Consider the following 18539-nt stretch of genomic DNA (forward strand, 5'->3'; position numbering starts at 1 on the left):
TGTAATTCCTTATCTAAATAATTTTTCCAATCAACTATTATTATAAACTATAATAGTTGATATTACCTCTTATTATAGGTACTTAAAGAATAGTTAAAATAAAGTATATAATTAAATAGCTCAAAGATATTATTTTATTTGACAAAAAATTGACTTTTTTATTTTAAAATCAAATTATTAGATGGGAATGATAGATTATGATAAATAAATATAAAATCTTAATTATTGACGATGAACAATCAATATTAGATATGCTCAATTTACATTTTCAATTAGAAGGATATTTAGTGGATACAGCAACTAATGCCAATCAAGCATTAGAAAAACTTACTAATACACCAGATATCATTCTTCTTGATATTAATATGGATGGGATGAATGGGTTTGATTTATGTGCATATATTAGAAAATATATCAATTGTCCAATTATATTTTTAACAGCACGTATTCTTGAACAAGATAAAATAAATGGGTTTATGGTTGGAGGAGATGACTATATTACTAAGCCATTTTCAATAGATGAACTATTAGCTAGAGTAACAGCACATTTACGTCGTGAAGAAAGAAGCCATTTGAAAACACAAGGTAGATTTTATAAGGAATTGTATATTGATTATTCACAGCGAAGTGTGGTTATTAAAGCTAAAACAATCGAATTATCTAATAAAGAGTTTGAAATTATAAAATTACTATCAATGCATGCTGGACAAGTATTTGATAAAGAAAAAATATATGAAATAATTTGGGGACTTGATAGTGTTGGTAATAGTAATGTTGTTAAGGAGCATATTAGAAAGATTAGAGCAAAATTTGCAGAGATTACAGAAACTGTTTATTTGGAAACTATTTGGGGTGTAGGATATAGATGGAAAAAGTAAATAATTTATTTAAAAAAATGTCATTAAAAAAAGCTTTGCTAATAATTACTTCAATGATTATATTCTTTGTAACAATTTTATCGACTTTAACGATTTTAATAACTACTAATCTTCAACATAAAATATTAAATACTAGAAGTATTACTATTAATAATACTTCTAGTACATATCAAGTAGAAACAGGTATTGTTTATAAACTAGCACCTGATAGTTATTCTTATGGAAAATTATCAACTAGTAATCAAATTAATTATTACTTAACTATTAGTTTAATGATTATATTACCTACAACCTATATTATTTTAGGAACAGTTTTAATAGTGAAAATTTACTATCGAATAAAATTACAAGTACCAATAAAATTATTGAAAGAAGGTATTGACTGTATCGCAAATCAAGATTTAACTTTTAAAATCCCTTATGATTCATATGATGAATTAGGTTTATTGTGTAATACATTTAATGATATGAAAGATGAGTTATCTAAAAATAATCAAAAAATGTGGAAATTACTTAGAGAAAGAAAAGCACTTATTGCATCAGTTTCTCATGATTTGAGAACACCAATTACAGTAATTAAAGGTTATTTAGAATATTTAGATAAAGCTTTATCTAAACATCAAATCAATGAAGAAATATTAAAAACTACAATAAATAATATGTATCAGTCATCTCAGCGTTTAGAATGTTATGTAGATAGTATTAGAAACATTCAAAAAATTGAAGATATTGAAATAATTAGAAGTGAAGTGAATTTTTCTAATTTTATCTATTTAATAAAAAAAGATTTTGAGTTATTAGCAAATAAATATCGAAAAAATCTTGTAATACATGATAAAACAAAATCTAAAACTATTCACATTGATAAAAATATGATTTTAAAAGCACTAGAAAATATATTAAATAATGCATTTCGATTTGCAACAAACAAAATAACCTTGATAATATTAGAAACAGATGATTATCTAAATTTCATTATTCAAGATGATGGATCTGGTTTTAGTGAAGAAGATGTTATAAATGGCACATCTCTATTTTATAGTTCCTCATTAAATAAGGGTGATTTTGGTATTGGCTTATCAATCTGTAAAATAATTTGTGAAAAGCATGATGGACAAGTAAAATTGGCTAATAATTCTTCTAAAGGAGGAACAGTAATAATGGAAATAAAAAAACTTAGTTTAAATAATTTTTTCTAATTTTAAGTATAAGCTTTTTTCATTTTCATATATTTTTAAGATTAGAGTGGATATTTGCTCTAATCTTTCAGTTTTACCATCTATAGATATTTGCCATAAAAGATCTGCTATCTTATCCCAGGACTTGGAAATATTAATAAATTCTTCACCAATACTAATAAATCTTTCATCTTTTACAATAGCAGCCGATTCAATTAGAAACTCCCCATACATCTTTCTAAAAATACCACTGCCAGTACCACCATCTTTACTTATTTGAAAATAGTTTGTAATACAAGCTAAGCATAATTTAGATGAAGAGAACTTTTTCCATTTTAAAATTTCTTTTGAAAATTTCTTAATACCATTAATTCCTAAAAGCTGAGCTGGAGGATTTAGCATTGTTAAACAAGTTTCATGTATAGCTTCTAAAATGGTTTTTTTATCAATACCATTATAACCAGCGAAATCGAAAATTAAATATTTGTTTTTTGCAGGAAAAGGACGAAAGGAGCTATTTCGTGCTTTTTCAATCTCATCATAACTAGCTAAGTGATAATCATTTGATATTTGACCATAGGGTACTCTAATAGGAAAATCATGATTATCTCTATCGCTAAGATAATATTGTCTAGTTTCATCATCAAAACCAAATAAGACTATAGCATGACCTCCAAAATGATTATTTTTATCTAAACCTAAATAATCTAGATATGACATATCAACATAAATTAAAACAGGAGTGTTTTGATTAATAAGTTTTTTAGTTACTTGATGGATTTTTAAATAATTTTTGCCAGATTTACATTTAATTGTTATATTAAGACGTTGAGCTAATTTTTTTTCGAATTCAAATACTTTTACTCTGCCGCATATCATTGGTGAACTAGCTTGATTTATGTATAAGAATGATAATCCTGAGGCAATTCCAAAGAGCATTTCTTCAGAAATAGTAATATTGTAAAAATCAAATATTTGTTTTAATGAGTTTGTAATACAATGTTTTCCTCCTTGAAGAGAAAATGTGTTTATTATTTTTTTCATTATTTCTCCTTATAATATTTCAAAAGGAAAAAAGATTTCAGTAACATAATTATTAGGATTACCTTTAAAAATAATTCCAGGACTTTTAACATATAATTCTCTAATTGGAGTAAGAATATTAATATTATGTTCATTTGCATATTTAAAAACTGCTTTATAGGCAAGATATAGATTATTATAATTTCCATAATGAATAGTATGTAATGCTCTTATTTTAGGAAGTTTTTTACATGAAATTAACGAGTTAAATATTTCCTTTTTAATCGGGATACATAATTCAATATTTGCAGGTTGTGAGTAATCATTATCAAAATAACAATTAAAGTGTTTGCCAAGACTATTATTTTTAACTATTTTATAAAGTATAGGAACATATTTATCTAAATCCTGATAATTACTAGTAAATCTAATTGCGGCAACATATACTTCATCAATTTCAATAGTATTGATTTTATAGTTATAAAATTAGATTCTTTTATTAGAGAAACTGTATTATTATTTATTTTTTTTATTAAATCTTTTTCTTTTGAAATGTTTTTTTCAATATGTTTAATTTTTTCTTGTAATATATAGGTTAAATCTTCTTTATTTTTAACTAAGTCTAGAATTTCTGTTATTTCCATTATTGAAAAATCTAGTGATCTTAATAATTTAATTAGTAATGCTTTTTTTAAATCATCATCACTATAATAACGGTACTTATTTTCATTATTCCGATAATTTGGGATTAAAATACCTTTTTCATCATAGTAACGTAATGCTTTTATAGTTAATCCAGAAATTTTAGAAAACTGACTTATTAAATACATAATTACCTCCTTTAAAATAAGTATAAAGTATCCTGTGTGCGGGAATGTCAAGAAAATATAAAGAAAAGCTGAATATTAAAATTCAGCTTATTATCTAAAATGGTCTATAGTTTGTTTAAAATCAATTATAAATTACCTTACATATTTAGCTATTATATAAATTTTTAAATATATTTTCAAAATCTTCAACCGAAATAGGCTTAGAGAAAATATATCCTTGTATTATATCACAACCTGCTAGTTGAAGAAAATTTAACTGTTCATTTGTTTCTACTCCTTCTGCGACGGTTAAGATATTAATATTTTTAGCCATAGTAATAATAGATTTAATGATTTCTTGACTTTTTTTAATATTATAACTGTTATCTAAAAATAGTTTATCTAATTTAATAATATCAAATGGTAAATCTTTAAGTGAATTTAATGAAGAATAACCACTACCAAAATCATCAATTGAGCATATAAAACCATGTCTTTGTAATCTTGTAATAACCTTTTGCGTAGCATGTAGATTATCTATTAAAATATTTTCAGTTATTTCTAATTCCAATATTTTATCTGGGATGGCATATTTATTCTTGATTTCTAAATATTTATCAACAAAATTATTTTGAAATAAATGTAAACGTGAGATATTTATTGAGATAGGAATAATTGAAAGATTAAGTTGAATTCGATTAGAAAGATATTTACAAACACTTTCAAAAATATATTCATCCAATTTTATAATAAAACCATTTCTTTCAAATAATGGAATAAAGTCGCCTGGCATAATCATTTGACCATTATCATCGATCCAACGTACTAATGCCTCAGCACCAAACAATTGTTTACCTTGGCAATTAAATTTAGGTTGTAAATAAAATACAAATTCATTATTATTAAGAGCTTTTACCATTTTAGCTTCAATCTCTGCTTCTTTAATTAATTTTTCTCTCATTTTATAATTATAGAAAACAAAATAATTATCATGATCTATTAATGCCTTCTTTAAAGCTAAATGACTACGGTCAATCATACTATCAATATTTGTAACAGCTTTTGTATCTTCATAACAACATACCCCCATATTTAAATATGTTTCTTTTTGAAAATCATTTTCTTTTAAAGTAAATTGAAATTGATGATTTATCTTATGACATAATAACTTTAAATCATCTTTGTTTGAATATTTATGCATTATTAAAAATTTATCTGCAGTAATATGACAAGCTATACCAGCGTTAGAAATAGTTTTTTCAATAATTTTAGCTAATTCTTTTAATATTTGATCTCCAAATTCATAACCACTTAAATCATTAATAGTTTTAAATCCATCAATATCAATATATATTATTGCCCATTTATCAATTAAGTTTTTTAGTTTAGCTTCACCTTCATATTTAAATTTCTGATAATTATATAGATGTGTTAGTGGATCATAATAGGCAAGATTTAATATTTTATCTTTTTGTTTTTTATCATTATAATGATATAACAATAATATCAAAGCTATTGAGCAAATAATTACTAAGGATAAAATAATAGTAAAGATAATTATTTTATTAGCCTGAGCCATTATGGCATCATTTGGAATAATTGAGATAATATACCAATTATTAGTATGATCAATTGGTACATAACAAAAGAGGTTAGTATTATTATGATAATTAAATAAGGCTATACCTTTTTGTCCATTAGAAATAGAAGATTTAAACGAATTAATGACATCCTGTTTATTTCCCTCTAGATCAATTATATCATATAAATTTTTCATTGTTCGATTTGAATTTTTATGACTAGAACGAATTAAAACATCTCCATCACTATTAACAATATATGAAAAACCTAAATCATTATAAAAGGATAAAGAGAATTGTTTAACAAAATAATCAACTTTAGTTTCTTTGATTAGTAATTCATTATTAATTTTAGTATAAGTTGCAATTACATTAACCCCTGTTTCATTATTAAAATAAGGTTTAGTAATACCGCTACTATTAAAATCATTAATCTTATTTATATTTGAAGATGTCAAAGGATACTTACCGTTGTTATTAAAATAATAATTATCATCTAAATTTATGTAATTATAACTGCTATTATTTTCCGCTAATTTTTTTAAATAAACATCCTTATTTGAATCATCTCTATTAGGCATAGTTTTTAAAATATTATTTAAATTTTCTAGATTTTTATTTAGATATAACTGGAAAGATTCACTTTCCTGTGATGTTGCCTCTAAAATATCAGATACAGAATCTTCCCATAAAGAGTGTTGTACATAATTAATGTAGATAAGCATTGTAACCCCAACTATTATCATAGCAATTAAACTACAAATAATGATTACTGGTTTCTTAGTTTTTTGCATACTTATTTTCCTCATTGTTAACCTTTTTTATTAGTTCTAATGCTTGATCAACACTATTGCCTTCTAATAGTTTTTTTATACCATCTCTGCTTAGAGACCAAAGTGGATATTTGATACGACTATCGGAACCTAATATTGACAAATTATTAATATGATTTGTAAGTGGTTGAATTGCAATATCATCAGGTGATTTGGATTCTTTCAATGGACTAAATGAGCACTGACTATTTGCAAATTTCCACATATTATCAGGTTGACTCATATATTCAACAAATTTTTTAGCTTCTTTTTTATGCTTACCTTTAGCATTGACACATATTCTAGTATCAATATTTGTAACAACTACTGAACCGGATTCTAAAATAGGGTAGGGATGAATTTCATAATTTAGGTTTGGAGCATCATTTTTAATTCTTATGGATGCCCATGCCCCTGTTAACATAAAGGGATTTTTTCCTTTTTCAAATTCTAAAAGGTCATCAGATGTTTTTTTGGTAATTATAGTTTGATTTACATCAATATACTTATTTTTAATCATTTCTTCAACATATTCATAACCAACCTTCAAATAATCTGATAAAATTTGACTATTTTGATTAATCTCATCAATTTTTTCTTTAAAGTCATTACTTTGATATAAACTATTTAATCCTTTAGCTAAAGCAATTGTTTTTAGTGAAATATCGTTATTGGCTATTATAGGAGTAATTCCTTTATCAACAAAATATTTGCATACTTTTTTAAATTCTGCCTCATTTTTAGGAACTTTTTTTGTGTGTTTATTTAAAAGGTCTAAATTACAATATAACCCAAAAGCAGAAATAGAAGTAGGTATGTAGAGAATTCTGCCATCATCTTGGTACATTTGGTTTAATGAAAGATCATTAAAATTATTAATTGTTGAAAGATCAGATAAATCTTCAAAGTACTGCTCATCTTTAAGCTCATTTAGATTATCCTCATCAATCATAAAAATATCATCATAATTCCCTGATGATAACCGTTTTTTTAATATCTCGTAATATTCAATTCCTTTTACACTTTCATAGGTAATTTTTATATTGGGATACTTTTTCATAAAGCTCTGTAATATTTCTTCAATTGCTACAACATTAATAGCTTCTGTTTTATATCCATAAAAATTCAATTCAATTACTTCCTCATTATCTTGAGATATCACTATATTTTTAGAATTATCTTGACAACCATTATAAAAAAATAGTAATGAAATAATTAAAAAACATTTAATTATTTTATTTAATTTCATCATGACTCCTCTCATCTAAAATGACAGATATTTATTTTTGTAATTAGTAAAAAATATTATTGGCTTAAAATTTGATTTTTATGTAATTATCTGTTTAATATTTTATCATTTGTAGCAAACTATGTCAAAATTCTAAATTTTGACATAGTAATTATTTTTGTTGTTATTTTCAAGGTAAAATGTATTTGTGAAAAGTAATAAGATGGTTAATAATTAAATAAATATCATATAATAAAAAGTGAGTAAAGGAAGCTTATTTTTTGAAATATTATTTATTATGTGAATAAAAACTTTATATAAATAGTAAATGATTTTTTAAGGCAAGATTCAATATTAATAAGTAGATATGGTTTTTTTCTATACTATAATAGTAACTGTATATTGATTAAATCTCTATTTATGCTAATATCACAAACATTATTTATATCAATTTTATCTAGATTAACATATATTAGTTTATTTTTCATATACCTGAAATATTTTTTGATTAAATGTTAAGCAGATTTAAATAAAGTCTTTCTTCAGCTTTATTGGGCATACTTAATAAAAGTAAAGGTTTTATTTGCTGATTCTTTCTATCTAATTGAATATTGGTAAAAAACAAAAAAGAACATAACATTTTATGTTCTTAAGTTATTAATAAAAATGGCGGCACATGGGCGATTTGAACGCCCGACCCCACGCTTAGGAGGCGTGTGCTCTATCCAGCTGAGCTAATGCGCCAAGTTTTTTTTAATTAGATGATCAGACACTTATAAAATAGGGTCCCCATTCTTTAAGCTATATGAATATACTAGCTATTAGATTTTAACATTTGTATAAATAAAAATCAAATCATAAACAATAGAATATAAAAAGTGTTATAATTATAGTATGTAAGGAGTTGAAAATATGGAAAGAATTGTTGAGATATGTTGTGGTAGTTATTATGATGCTTTGCAGGCACAATATGGGGGAGCACGGAGAATTGAGTTAAACAGTGCTTTGCATATGGGCGGGTTAACCCCATCCTTAGCAACCCTGTTAAAAGTTAAAGAAAATACTGATTTAGAAGTAATCTGTATGGTTAGACCACGGGGAGCTGGATTTTGTTATAATGATGAAGATTTTGAAATTATGAAATTAGATGCAGAAATATTATTAGATAATGGTGCTGATGGAATTGCTTTTGGGTGTTTAGATGAAGAAGGGGAAATAAATATTCCACAAACACGAGAAATGTTAGAAATTATTAAATCATATCATAAAACGGCAGTTTTCCATCGTGCAATTGATTGTGTTTATGATATTGATAAAGCCATGAATATTTTAATTACTATAGGAATAGATCGAATCTTGACAAGCGGGTTACAGAGTCAAGCACCTAGGGGAAAAGAAATGATAAAATATTTACATGATGCTTATGGTAATAGTATTGAAATATTAGCTGGAAGTGGAATTAATGCTAATAATGTTAAACAATTTTTAGAATATACAGGTATTAATCAAGTTCATAGCTCTTGTAAAGAGTGGATAATAGACCCAACTACAATAAATAATAAAGTTGATTTTAGTTATCATGATAATGAATATGATGTTGTTAATCATGAATTAGTAGAGATGTTAGTAGATATAGTTGAAAAGTAAGGGGAAAGTAAATTATGTTATGTAATAAATGTGGAAGAAAAGTTGTTGATGGAGCAAACTTTTGTCCTGTTTGTGGCGCAGATTTAAGATATCAAGGGTCTAGTCCATCAGGATATGTTAATCCTAATGATGAAACAAATTTTGGGTATACATTATTAAGTTTTTTCATGCCATATATAGGATTAGTATTATATATTGTTTGGTTTAAAGAGTTTCCAAAAAGAGCTAAATCTTGTTTGAATGGAATAATTGCTGGAGTAATATGTATTGTGATTTTTATATGTTGTGTTTTTTCGGGAATATTTCATTCAGAATCTTGGCACTCATATTCTACAGAGAGTACAATAAATGTAATAAGTATCTAAAATGATTAAAATAATTATAGAACGAATCTTGCAAATAGGAAAAGTACCTTTGTGTAATGGTATTCCTTCTAGGGCATTGCATATTGGAGATTTTTGTTTTATTTTATGTTATCGGTGCAGTGGTGTAATTATTGGTATGTTGGCTATTTTATATTATTTAAGAAATAATAAACCGAAGATACAATATATTTTATTAATTATACCAATGATAATTGATGGCTTTTTACAGCTATTAACTCCATATATTAGCAATAATTCATTAAGATTGATTACAGGTATATTATTTGGAGTTGGAATCGGAGAAGGAATTATTTATCTAAGTAATATGTTTTATGATGCAGTTTAATAACTGCATTTTTATTTAAGAATCAACAATAGTTATAATAATAGATGAGATATGTTATAATTATTAAATATAGAGGTGAATTTATGCGTAATTTATTAGATGAGGATTTAAAAAAACAAGTAAAACCAGGAATAATTATTGCTGCTTTTACAGTTTTTCTTATTTATTTATTAATTAATCTTGGCAATATATATGGTGTTATAGCTGTGATTATGGGTTCTTTAAAATATCTGTTCTATGGAATAATTATAGCCTATATTATAAATCAGCCAATGAAATTAATTGAGGGACAAATTGAAAAAAGATGTAAGAAAGATGGTTTTATCTATCGTAAAAAACGAGGATTAGCAATAGTTTCAACATTGATCTTAATGTTATTATTGATTGTTATTATTGCAAGTATTGTTATTCCTAACTTAGTTAGTAGTTTAGTTTCACTAATTAGTAATATTTCATCTTTTTTAGTTAATGTATTTGATAATATCGATGAAATATTTATATATTTTGGAATTGATTTTAGAATGGAAGATATAGGCAGTGTAAAAAATTTGATTAATATGCCTTGGCAGGATATGGTATCCCAAGCTTTGAATTTTTTATCAAAAAGTGCTGGTGGAATTATGGCTAATGCTACAGATTTTCTATCTAAATTTGGAATAGCTTTTACAGGATTTATATTTTCGTTATATTTATTGGGTAATAAAGAAACATTTTTGCGCCAGCTAAGAAAAGCAATCGGGGCTATTTGTGGTTATCGTGTTACTAAAATTATTTTTGATTATGCTCATAAAACTAATGAAGTATTTTCTAGTTTTATTAGTGGACAATTGACAGAAGCCTGTATATTATGGGTATTATATTATATAACTATGCGATTATTTAGTTTCCCTTATCCGGAATTGATTGCAACAATTATATCGTTATTTTCTTTTGTACCTTTTTTTGGACCAATTGCTGCAATGTTTGTAGGTGCAGTTTTGATTTTATCAAAAGATGCTTTATTGGCAGTGTGGTTCATGATCTATTTTCAGGTTTTATCTCAATTGGAAGATAATTTTATCTATCCAAAAGTAGTTGGCAATTCAGTTGGTTTACCAGGAATCTGGGTATTACTTTCAATCTTTATTTTTGGTGATCTTTTTGGTATATTTGGAATGGTGATTGCTGTTCCTAGTGCAGCATGTTTATATTCTTTGGCAAGTGAACTTGTTAATAAGGTGTTAGAGAAACGTAAATTAAAAATAACGGAAACAGTGATTGAAAAAGTTAAATAATTGATTTAAAACGATTATGATTATTATCATAGTTGTTTTTATATTACAATTAAATATTTATAAAGGAGGCTAGATAATGAAAAAGGGAGTTATTGTTACAGGTGGAGGAAAAGGAATCGGAAAACAGATTTGTCTTGATTTTTTAGCTAAATCATATCAGGTTTGTTTTATTGATGTTGATAAAGAAGCTGGTAGTGCTTTTGGTAATACAAGTGAAAATTTGTATTTTTTTCATGGTGATATAAAGGATAAAAAAGTATTAGATAACTTTGTTTTATTTGCTTTAAAAAAAATGAGTAGGATCGATATCCTAATTAATAATGCTTGTATAAATAAAGGTGGAATATTAAATAATGCCAGTTATGAAGATTTTGATGAAGTTTTAGCAGTAGGTCTAAAAGCCCCATATGCATTAGCATTATTATGTAAACAAGAATTAATTAAAAATAAAGGTAAGATTATAAATATTGCTTCATCAAGAGCCTTTCAATCAGAACTTAATAGTGAAGCATATGCTAGTGCTAAAGGAGGAATAGTTGCCTTAACTCATAGTTTAGCAATATCTTTAGCTCCTGATGTTCTTGTTAATTGTATTGCACCGGGCTGGATTCATGTTGATGAAAAAGAATTAATTAGTAAAATTGATCAAAAATCGATTCCTGCAGGTAAAGTAGGAAGTCCTAAAGATATTTCAGAAATGGTTATGTATTTATGTAATCAAACATTTATTACTGGTGAAACATTTACGATTGATGGTGGCATGAGTAAACGAATGATTTATCATAATGAGTGGAATTGGAAATTTAAAGATGATGAAGACAGTCTATAAATTAGCATAGGCTGTTTTTATATGATATAATTAATAGGGGTGATTTAGTGGAAAGAATAAAAATTAATTCTAGTTATGATGATTTACCTCTCGATGTTATTGTTTCAACTTGTATTGATCCTAAGGGAATTGTTCAAATAGCCCATGGAATGTGTGAACATAAGGAACGATATTTAGATTTTATTAATTACTTGAATCAAAATGGTTATATCGTAATTATCCATGATCATCGGGGACATGGCAAAAGTGTTTTGAATAAAAATGATTTAGGATATTTTTATGAAGATGATGCATATGCAATTGTTGAAGATGTTTATTTATTAAGTAAATATATAAAGAATAGGTTTATTGATTTACCTTTATATTTATTAGGGCACTCGATGGGATCACTGATTATAAGAAACTATATTCAAAAATATGATCATGAAATTGAGGGACTTATTGTTTGTGGAAGTCCTAGCTATAATAAATTTACAAAGATAGGTAAACATATTTGTAAACTTTTTATGGTTATCAAAGATGATCGATATTGTAGTAAATTGATGCAAAGAATGTCATTTGGTGCTTTTAATAAAGGATTTGAAAAGCCTAATCAATGGATATGTAGTGATAGTAATGTTGTAGATGAATATAATCAAGATCCATTATGTACATTCATATTCACGATCAACGGGTTTTATAATTTATTTACATTAATGCAGAAAACATATCAACAGGTTGATTATGATGTTAATAGTAAACTACCAATTTTGTTTATCTCAGGTCGTGAAGACCCTTGCCTTATTAATGAAAAGAAGTTTACTCATGCTGTTAAGCATTTAAAAAATAGTGGGTATCAAGATGTTGAGGAAATACTTTTTGATGAAATGAGGCATGAAATTTTAAATGAAGTAAATAAACAAAAAGTCTACAGTAAAATTAATGATTTTATAGGAGCAAGAGATGAAAGATAAATTAGAATATAAAATTAGTCATGGCAAAGAAGATTTTGATGATGCCAGATTAATTAGACAGCTAGTATTTGTTGAAGAACAAGGTTTTGAAAATGAATTTGATGATATTGATGAATCTGCTTATCATTTAGTAATTTATCAAAATGACAAAGCAATAGCAACTGGTAGGATGTATGAACAAGATCAGGCAACGATGATTTTGGGGCGAATAGCGACAATCAAAGAGTGTCGAAAAATAGGACTCGGTAGTAAAATAGTTTTTACTTTAGAAAATGAGGCTAAAAGGTTAGGATATTTAACTACTCAATTATCTGCACAGCAGCGAGCTCAAGGTTTTTATGAAAAACTAGGGTACCAAATAGAAGGTGATGTCTATTATGATGAGTGGTGCCCGCATGTTACAATGAGAAAATCATTATAATTATTTGATTTAAAGTGCATTCCTGATTATGATAAAAAAATTTGACTTATTATAAAAGTAAATTATAATAAGCTAAAAGAGGAATATATATGGATATGAAAAATAAAGAGAATTTGTTTAATATACCAAATTGTTTATGTTATTTTAGAATTTTACTAATCCCAATATTTTTATATGTATATTTTAGATCAGAATTTGAATATCATTTTATTGTAGCTGCGTTTGTATTGGTGTTATCAGGAATTAGTGATTTTTTAGATGGTTTTATTGCTAGAAAATATGATATGATTACAGATTTTGGTAAATTGATTGATCCGATTGCTGATAAGTTAACTCAATTTACGATTGCGATTACATTACTATTTAATTATCCTTTAGCATGGATCTTATTAATAATTATTGTTTTAAAAGATGGGATGTTAGGAATTGTGGGACTATATCTGTATGATTATGGTTTAAAGATTCAGGGAGCTTCATGGTGGGGAAAAATTGCAACAGCTTATTTTTACATTATTGTAATCCTTTTGATTGGTTTACATATTCCTGATACTATGGCTAGTACAGTATTGATTATTACAAGCAGTGCTTTAATGTTATTATCTTTTATATTATATGGTAAAGAATTAAATTATCTAGTTAAGGAAAAGGAAAAGCTGTTAAATGAACAAAAGAGAAATTAAAGAAGAATGCTATTTAGATATGCTGGAAGATGAGATAAATAGTGTTGAAGCGGTGATTAATCATATAAAAAAGATTAAAAATAAAAAAGGGATTTTTGATGAAACGGTGTTACATAAAGATATAATTAGAGCACAATTTGATTTAGAATTAGCTTTAGCTAGCTTATGTATTTTACTTAGAAAAATGTCTGAAAATGTTTTTATTCATATTGATGAGGAAACAAGAAAAGATATCAATAGTATTATCCATTCAAATAAATTTGAATTTAAAGATAATAAGTTATATGTTTATTCTCAAAAAGGAAGGGAATTAGTTAATTTAAATAATTTATTAACCTTTGCACACTCTATCCTCTAATCGACAAATTCAGTTTATTACTTTTGTTACAATAATAGGGGTGATAGAAATGGATTTTCGGAAAAATGCGGGAATAGTTCTAGTTTTTTTAGGAATGATCTTAACAATGGATAGAACCAAAGATTTTCAAGGAATTGTAGCAACAATTGCTTATTATATTAAGGGATATTGGCCGTTGATCTTATGTTTTATTGGTATGTATATTATAACGACCCCTAAAAAGAAGAAAAAATAAAATTAGTATCATAAAAAGTACTAATTTTTTTATTTTTCAAAGCATTCTTGTTTGATTATTATAGGTAAACAAGTTATAATGGTTCATGAAAATGGAGGATTAAAAATAATGAAAAAAAGACCAATTGTATTATGTATCTTAGATGGATACGGTTTAAGTAACAGAATTGATGGTAATGCAGTAAAACTTGCAAATACACCAAATATAGATGATTTAATGATGATTTATCCAACTACTAGAATTAAAGCTTCTGGTATGCCAGTAGGACTGCCTGATGGACAAATGGGAAATAGTGAAGTTGGACATTTCAATATTGGTGCTGGTAGAACAGTTTATCAATCATTGACTTTAATTAATAAAGCAGTTGAAGATGGAACTTTTTATAAAAATGCTGAATTTTTAAAAGCAATCAATAATGCTAAAGAAAATAATACTAAATTACATATTTGGGGATTATTATCAAATGGTGGAGTACATTCATCAAATGAACATATTTATGCATTATTAAGATTGGCTAAACAAGAAGGTTTGCAAAAGGTTTATGTTCATGCATTTTTAGATGGACGTGATGTTGCTCCAGATAGTGGGGCAGACTTTGTTAAAGAATTAGCAGATAAAATTGAAGAAATCGGTGTTGCTCAAATTGCTACAGTATCTGGTAGATATTATGCAATGGATCGTGATAAAAGATTTGATCGTGTTGAATTAGCTTTTGATGCAATTGTTAATCATAAAGGTGAAAGCTTTGAATGTCCAGTTCAATATGTTAAAGATTCTTATGCTAAAGAAACTTTTGATGAATTTGTAATTCCAGGATATAATAAAAATGTTGATGGACAAGTTGCTGATGGTGATTCAGTAATCTTTGCAAACTTTAGACCTGATAGAGCGATTCAATTAGCAACAGTAATGACTAATGAAGGTTTTTATGATCATACATTTAATAATGTACCTAAAAATTTAACTTTTGTATGTATGATGAAATATGCTGATAGTGTTAATGGTTCAATTGCTTTTGCATTACCTGAATTAACTAACACTTTAGGTGATTATTTATCTGCAAAAGGAATGAAACAATTAAGAATTGCCGAAACCGAAAAATATGCGCATGTTACATTCTTCTTTGATGGTGGTGTTGATAAGGAAATTGAAGGTGCTACACGTGTATTAGTAAATTCACCAAAGGTTGCAACCTATGATCTTCAACCTGAAATGTCAGCTTATGAAGTTAAGGATAAACTAATTGAGGAATTAGATAAAGATATTCATGATGTTATAATTGTTAATTTTGCAAACTGTGATATGGTTGGACATACAGGAATTATTCCTGCAGCAATTAAAGCAGTAAGTGTAGTTGATGAATGTGTTGGTGCTGTATATGATAAAGTTCTTGAATTAGGGGGAACTATGTTGATTACTGCTGATCATGGTAATAGCGAAATGTTATTGGATGAAGATAATAATCCATTTACTGCTCATACAACTAATGAAGTACCTTTGATTTTAACAAACTCTCATTTAGAATTAAAAGAAGATGGTAAGTTAGGAGATTTAGCTCCAACTATCTTACAATTATTAGGATTAGAAATTCCTGCAGAAATGGATGGAGAATCTTTAATTAAGTAATGAAAAAATTACTCGCTTTAATTTTATGTTTATTTATGATTAGTGGATGCCAGCAAGCATCCACTAATCATATAAAAAAAGATTCATCTCTTTCAGGAATCCATGAAATAACTTATGAACAATTACAAAAGAAATTAAAAAGTGATGAGTTATTTGTTTTATATATTGGACGTCCTGATTGTGGTGACTGTAGAGAATTTGAACCGATCCTAACATCATATTTAGAAGAAAATGAGGGTACATATGTATATTATTTAAATATTAAAACGTTTAGAGATGCTTCTAAAAAAGAAGATGCGACGCAAGAAGAAAAAGATTTTTACGAAAATATTCGTGAAAAATTAGATTTTAACTGGACACCGATTTTAAAATTAGTTAATAAAGGTGAAACAATTAGTGAGTATACTTATTTAAGTGAAGATTATTATGAAATTAAAGATAGTAAGAAAAAAGAGCAGGCTAAAGAAAAATATGTTAAGGATTTCAAAACCTGGATGTCAAATATTTATGAGTAGGTGGTTAAATGAAACAGTGTCCGTATTGTAAAAAAAATGTTCCTGATAGTGCTAAAGTATGTCCACATTGTGGCAATCGTTTAGAAAAAGGTTATAAACCAATGAAGAGAACAAATGCTTTCCCAAACTCTTTATATATTATTTTAGCAATTTTCCTAATCTTTTCACCAATGATATCGACAATGTTGTTTGGAAGTCTTTTAGGTGAAGCAGTATCAAGTGAAAATGTTGTTAATACACCTAAGGATGCCATTACTCTAGGTCCCTTAGGAAAAGCTGATATAAAGAGCGAACAGACTGAATATTACTTTGGATCATTATCTGACTTTAAAAAGTTAGTTACCAATAGTGATAAATATGTTGATAAAATTGAAAAGTTCGAAAATGATTTAAAAGAGCTTGTTAATAAATATGAAAAGACTAAGTTAAAAAAAGAGTATAGTTTCTATGTAACTGATCAAAATAATGTTTATACTGAACTTAGTTATGAATTAAATACTGATAATAATGAAATAACGATTGATTTATCTTATGATCTATCTGGTAAAACTAATGGTATAAATATCAGTCAAAGTACTACTGGTTTAAAAGATTTTGAATCATTAAAAATAAAAGAAGATAGCTACCCATTGTTTAAAGAAATTATTACATTAATCAATGATGATCAAGATTTTAAAAGTTTTAATGAAGCTGGTAAAAAATTTAATGATTTAGAAAATAGTTTTAGTGAACGTAGTGAAAATTTAGGTAATTATGGTATTGGAGTAAATGCTTCAGCAGATGATTCAAAGACATCAATGCGAGTATTATCAGCAAATGAAGGTTATCGTTTTAAGATTATTTATAGAGCAAAAGCTAATTTAGATAAACTAATTTAAAAAGCAGGTGTAATATCAATTTGATATCGCACCTGCTTTTAATCATCTTTGTTTGCTATATAGTCAATATAATCATTAATGGAATTATATTTAGTTTGTGATTCCTGAATCGTTTTAGGTAGTATAATAAAAGACTTTTCTTCTTTTAAAATCGTGTCTAAGCGATGAGGTTTATTTGTGTAACCAAGTATATAATCAGCCGAAACATTAAAATACTCAACTAATAATCGTAATGTTTTAAGGCTTGGTTCCCTAGTTCCTTGTTCATAAGCAACAATGGTTCTTTTACTGACATCAATAATTTTAGATAACTCATCCCTAGTTAAATTTTTCTCATCTCTTAAATATGATATTCTTTCTCCAGTTATCGTCGACACAATACCACCCCATATGTATTATAGGATAATATTTAGTAAAAATTTAAATTATACACTTAAACGGTCTAAAAAATAATAGTTATCACTTTGTGTGCTATGATATAAAAAATATAATATATTTTTTTATTTTAACACCGTTTTATGTCTGTCTAAATGTGTTATTAAAAAACATGGATTTTTAAAATATTATAAAATATAGGCAGGTGATAAAAGTAGTAGGATAAGAATCACTAGATATGGAGGTGAATAGGATAAAAAAGGGAGTAAAACTTTCTTTAAATTATTAATTATAATAATTATAGAGAGTGGGAGGACATGAGGATGAATTTAAAAATTACTAATACAGAAGTAAAATTATTTATTTTAATTAAGAAAAAAAATAGTTATTCAAATGATGATTTTGGTGAGGTGTTAAAAAATATTTGTATTATTATCAAAATATTTTAAATAATTTAGAAGAGAAAGAATACATATATTTATTAAATCATTTTTCAAATAAGATTTCGAAAAGAGATTTGTTAAGTGAT

General features: G+C 26.2%; 21 protein-coding genes and 1 tRNA gene. 16 read left to right on the top strand and 6 right to left on the bottom strand.

Annotated elements, in window-relative coordinates:
* The first annotated feature begins 197 nt into the window (after positions 1-197).
* Together ACLR9T_RS00790 and ACLR9T_RS00795 are read left to right on the top strand one after the other, a co-directional pair.
* A complete protein-coding gene (locus ACLR9T_RS00790; protein ID WP_413107627.1) occupies positions 198-878 on the top strand; it encodes a response regulator transcription factor in 681 nt (226 codons plus the stop codon).
* Positions 866-2077 (top strand): ATP-binding protein, encoded by a 1212-nt coding sequence (locus ACLR9T_RS00795; protein WP_413107628.1) that lies wholly within the window; start codon positions 866-868, stop codon positions 2075-2077. The genes ACLR9T_RS00790 and ACLR9T_RS00795 overlap by 13 nt, the downstream gene beginning before the upstream one ends.
* Here the strand turns inward: ACLR9T_RS00795 and ACLR9T_RS00800 are convergent.
* The 5 genes from ACLR9T_RS00800 to ACLR9T_RS00820 form a co-directional block, all read right to left on the bottom strand.
* The gene (locus tag ACLR9T_RS00800) at positions 2060-3100 is read right to left on the bottom strand and encodes a BtrH N-terminal domain-containing protein (RefSeq protein WP_413107629.1); all 1041 of its coding nucleotides are present in this window, start codon (positions 3098-3100) and stop codon (positions 2060-2062) included. The two genes, ACLR9T_RS00795 and ACLR9T_RS00800, sit on opposite strands and share 18 nt — an antisense overlap.
* Positions 3101-3480: 380 nt before the next feature.
* On the bottom strand, positions 3481-3909 hold the full coding sequence (locus ACLR9T_RS00805; RefSeq protein WP_413107630.1) for a MerR family transcriptional regulator: 429 nt from the start codon (positions 3907-3909) through the stop codon (positions 3481-3483).
* 145 nt (positions 3910-4054) lie between these two features.
* Positions 4055-6262 (bottom strand): EAL domain-containing protein, encoded by a 2208-nt coding sequence (locus tag ACLR9T_RS00810; protein ID WP_413107631.1) that lies wholly within the window; start codon positions 6260-6262, stop codon positions 4055-4057.
* Positions 6249-7529, bottom strand: coding sequence for an ABC transporter substrate-binding protein (locus ACLR9T_RS00815; protein WP_413107632.1), 1281 nt, complete (start codon positions 7527-7529; stop codon positions 6249-6251). Before ACLR9T_RS00815 ends, ACLR9T_RS00810 begins: the two co-directional genes overlap by 14 nt.
* 646 nt (positions 7530-8175) lie before the next feature.
* Positions 8176-8252: transfer RNA gene (locus ACLR9T_RS00820), tRNA-Arg, on the bottom strand.
* Between the two features lie 168 nt (positions 8253-8420).
* On the opposite strand from ACLR9T_RS00820, the gene ACLR9T_RS00825 reads away from it, so the two are divergent.
* The 13 genes from ACLR9T_RS00825 to ACLR9T_RS00885 all read left to right on the top strand — a co-directional run bounded on the left by ACLR9T_RS00825 (position 8421) and on the right by ACLR9T_RS00885 (position 17635).
* Positions 8421-9155: a copper homeostasis protein CutC gene (locus ACLR9T_RS00825; RefSeq protein ID WP_413107633.1), complete on the top strand. Its 735-nt coding sequence runs from the start codon at positions 8421-8423 to the stop codon at positions 9153-9155.
* Positions 9156-9169: 14 nt separating this feature from the next.
* A complete protein-coding gene (locus ACLR9T_RS00830) occupies positions 9170-9520 on the top strand; it encodes a zinc-ribbon domain-containing protein (protein ID WP_413107634.1) in 351 nt (116 codons plus the stop codon).
* Position 9521: 1 nt separating this feature from the next.
* Positions 9522-9866, top strand: a complete 345-nt coding sequence (locus ACLR9T_RS00835; protein ID WP_413107635.1) for a DUF2085 domain-containing protein — start codon at positions 9522-9524, stop codon at positions 9864-9866.
* Positions 9867-9949: 83 nt separating this feature from the next.
* On the top strand, positions 9950-11140 hold the full coding sequence (locus ACLR9T_RS00840; protein WP_413107636.1) for an AI-2E family transporter: 1191 nt from the start codon (positions 9950-9952) through the stop codon (positions 11138-11140).
* Positions 11141-11216: 76 nt separating this feature from the next.
* Positions 11217-11969 carry an SDR family oxidoreductase gene (locus tag ACLR9T_RS00845; protein WP_413107637.1) on the top strand — a complete coding sequence of 251 codons (753 nt, stop codon included), beginning with the start codon at positions 11217-11219 and terminating at the stop codon, positions 11967-11969.
* 47 nt (positions 11970-12016) lie between these two features.
* Positions 12017-12922, top strand: coding sequence for an alpha/beta fold hydrolase (locus ACLR9T_RS00850; protein ID WP_413107638.1), 906 nt, complete (start codon positions 12017-12019; stop codon positions 12920-12922).
* The gene (locus ACLR9T_RS00855; protein WP_413107639.1) at positions 12912-13343 is read left to right on the top strand and encodes a GNAT family N-acetyltransferase; all 432 of its coding nucleotides are present in this window, start codon (positions 12912-12914) and stop codon (positions 13341-13343) included. Before ACLR9T_RS00850 ends, ACLR9T_RS00855 begins: the two co-directional genes overlap by 11 nt.
* Before the next feature lie 89 nt (positions 13344-13432).
* Positions 13433-14023: a CDP-alcohol phosphatidyltransferase family protein gene (locus tag ACLR9T_RS00860; protein WP_413107640.1), complete on the top strand. Its 591-nt coding sequence runs from the start codon at positions 13433-13435 to the stop codon at positions 14021-14023.
* Positions 14004-14381: a hypothetical protein gene (locus tag ACLR9T_RS00865; protein WP_413107641.1), complete on the top strand. Its 378-nt coding sequence runs from the start codon at positions 14004-14006 to the stop codon at positions 14379-14381. Before ACLR9T_RS00860 ends, ACLR9T_RS00865 begins: the two co-directional genes overlap by 20 nt.
* A 49-nt stretch (positions 14382-14430) precedes the next feature.
* Entirely contained in the window at positions 14431-14616 is a 186-nt protein-coding gene (locus tag ACLR9T_RS00870; RefSeq protein ID WP_413107642.1) for a LiaF transmembrane domain-containing protein, read from the top strand.
* Between the two features lie 108 nt (positions 14617-14724).
* The gene (gene gpmI / locus ACLR9T_RS00875) at positions 14725-16242 is read left to right on the top strand and encodes a 2,3-bisphosphoglycerate-independent phosphoglycerate mutase (protein WP_413107643.1); all 1518 of its coding nucleotides are present in this window, start codon (positions 14725-14727) and stop codon (positions 16240-16242) included.
* Complete coding sequence (locus ACLR9T_RS00880; protein WP_413107644.1) at positions 16242-16757, top strand: bacteriocin; 516 nt, start codon at positions 16242-16244, stop codon at positions 16755-16757. The genes gpmI and ACLR9T_RS00880 overlap by 1 nt, the downstream gene beginning before the upstream one ends.
* An 8-nt stretch (positions 16758-16765) precedes the next feature.
* A complete protein-coding gene (locus ACLR9T_RS00885) occupies positions 16766-17635 on the top strand; it encodes a zinc ribbon domain-containing protein (protein ID WP_413107645.1) in 870 nt (289 codons plus the stop codon).
* A 38-nt stretch (positions 17636-17673) separates the two neighbouring features.
* Here the strand turns inward: ACLR9T_RS00885 and ACLR9T_RS00890 are convergent, their stop codons facing one another.
* Positions 17674-18012: a helix-turn-helix domain-containing protein gene (locus ACLR9T_RS00890; protein ID WP_413107646.1), complete on the bottom strand. Its 339-nt coding sequence runs from the start codon at positions 18010-18012 to the stop codon at positions 17674-17676.
* Positions 18013-18333: 321 nt separating this feature from the next.
* Here ACLR9T_RS00890 and ACLR9T_RS00895 point away from each other — a divergent pair, with 321 nt between their 5' ends.
* The gene (locus ACLR9T_RS00895; RefSeq protein WP_413107647.1) at positions 18334-18459 is read left to right on the top strand and encodes a hypothetical protein; all 126 of its coding nucleotides are present in this window, start codon (positions 18334-18336) and stop codon (positions 18457-18459) included.
* Positions 18460-18539: the final 80 nt, after the last annotated feature.

Source organism: Thomasclavelia sp., from assembly GCF_047249845.1.
Taxonomy (GTDB): domain Bacteria; phylum Bacillota_I; class Bacilli_A; order Erysipelotrichales; family Coprobacillaceae; genus Thomasclavelia.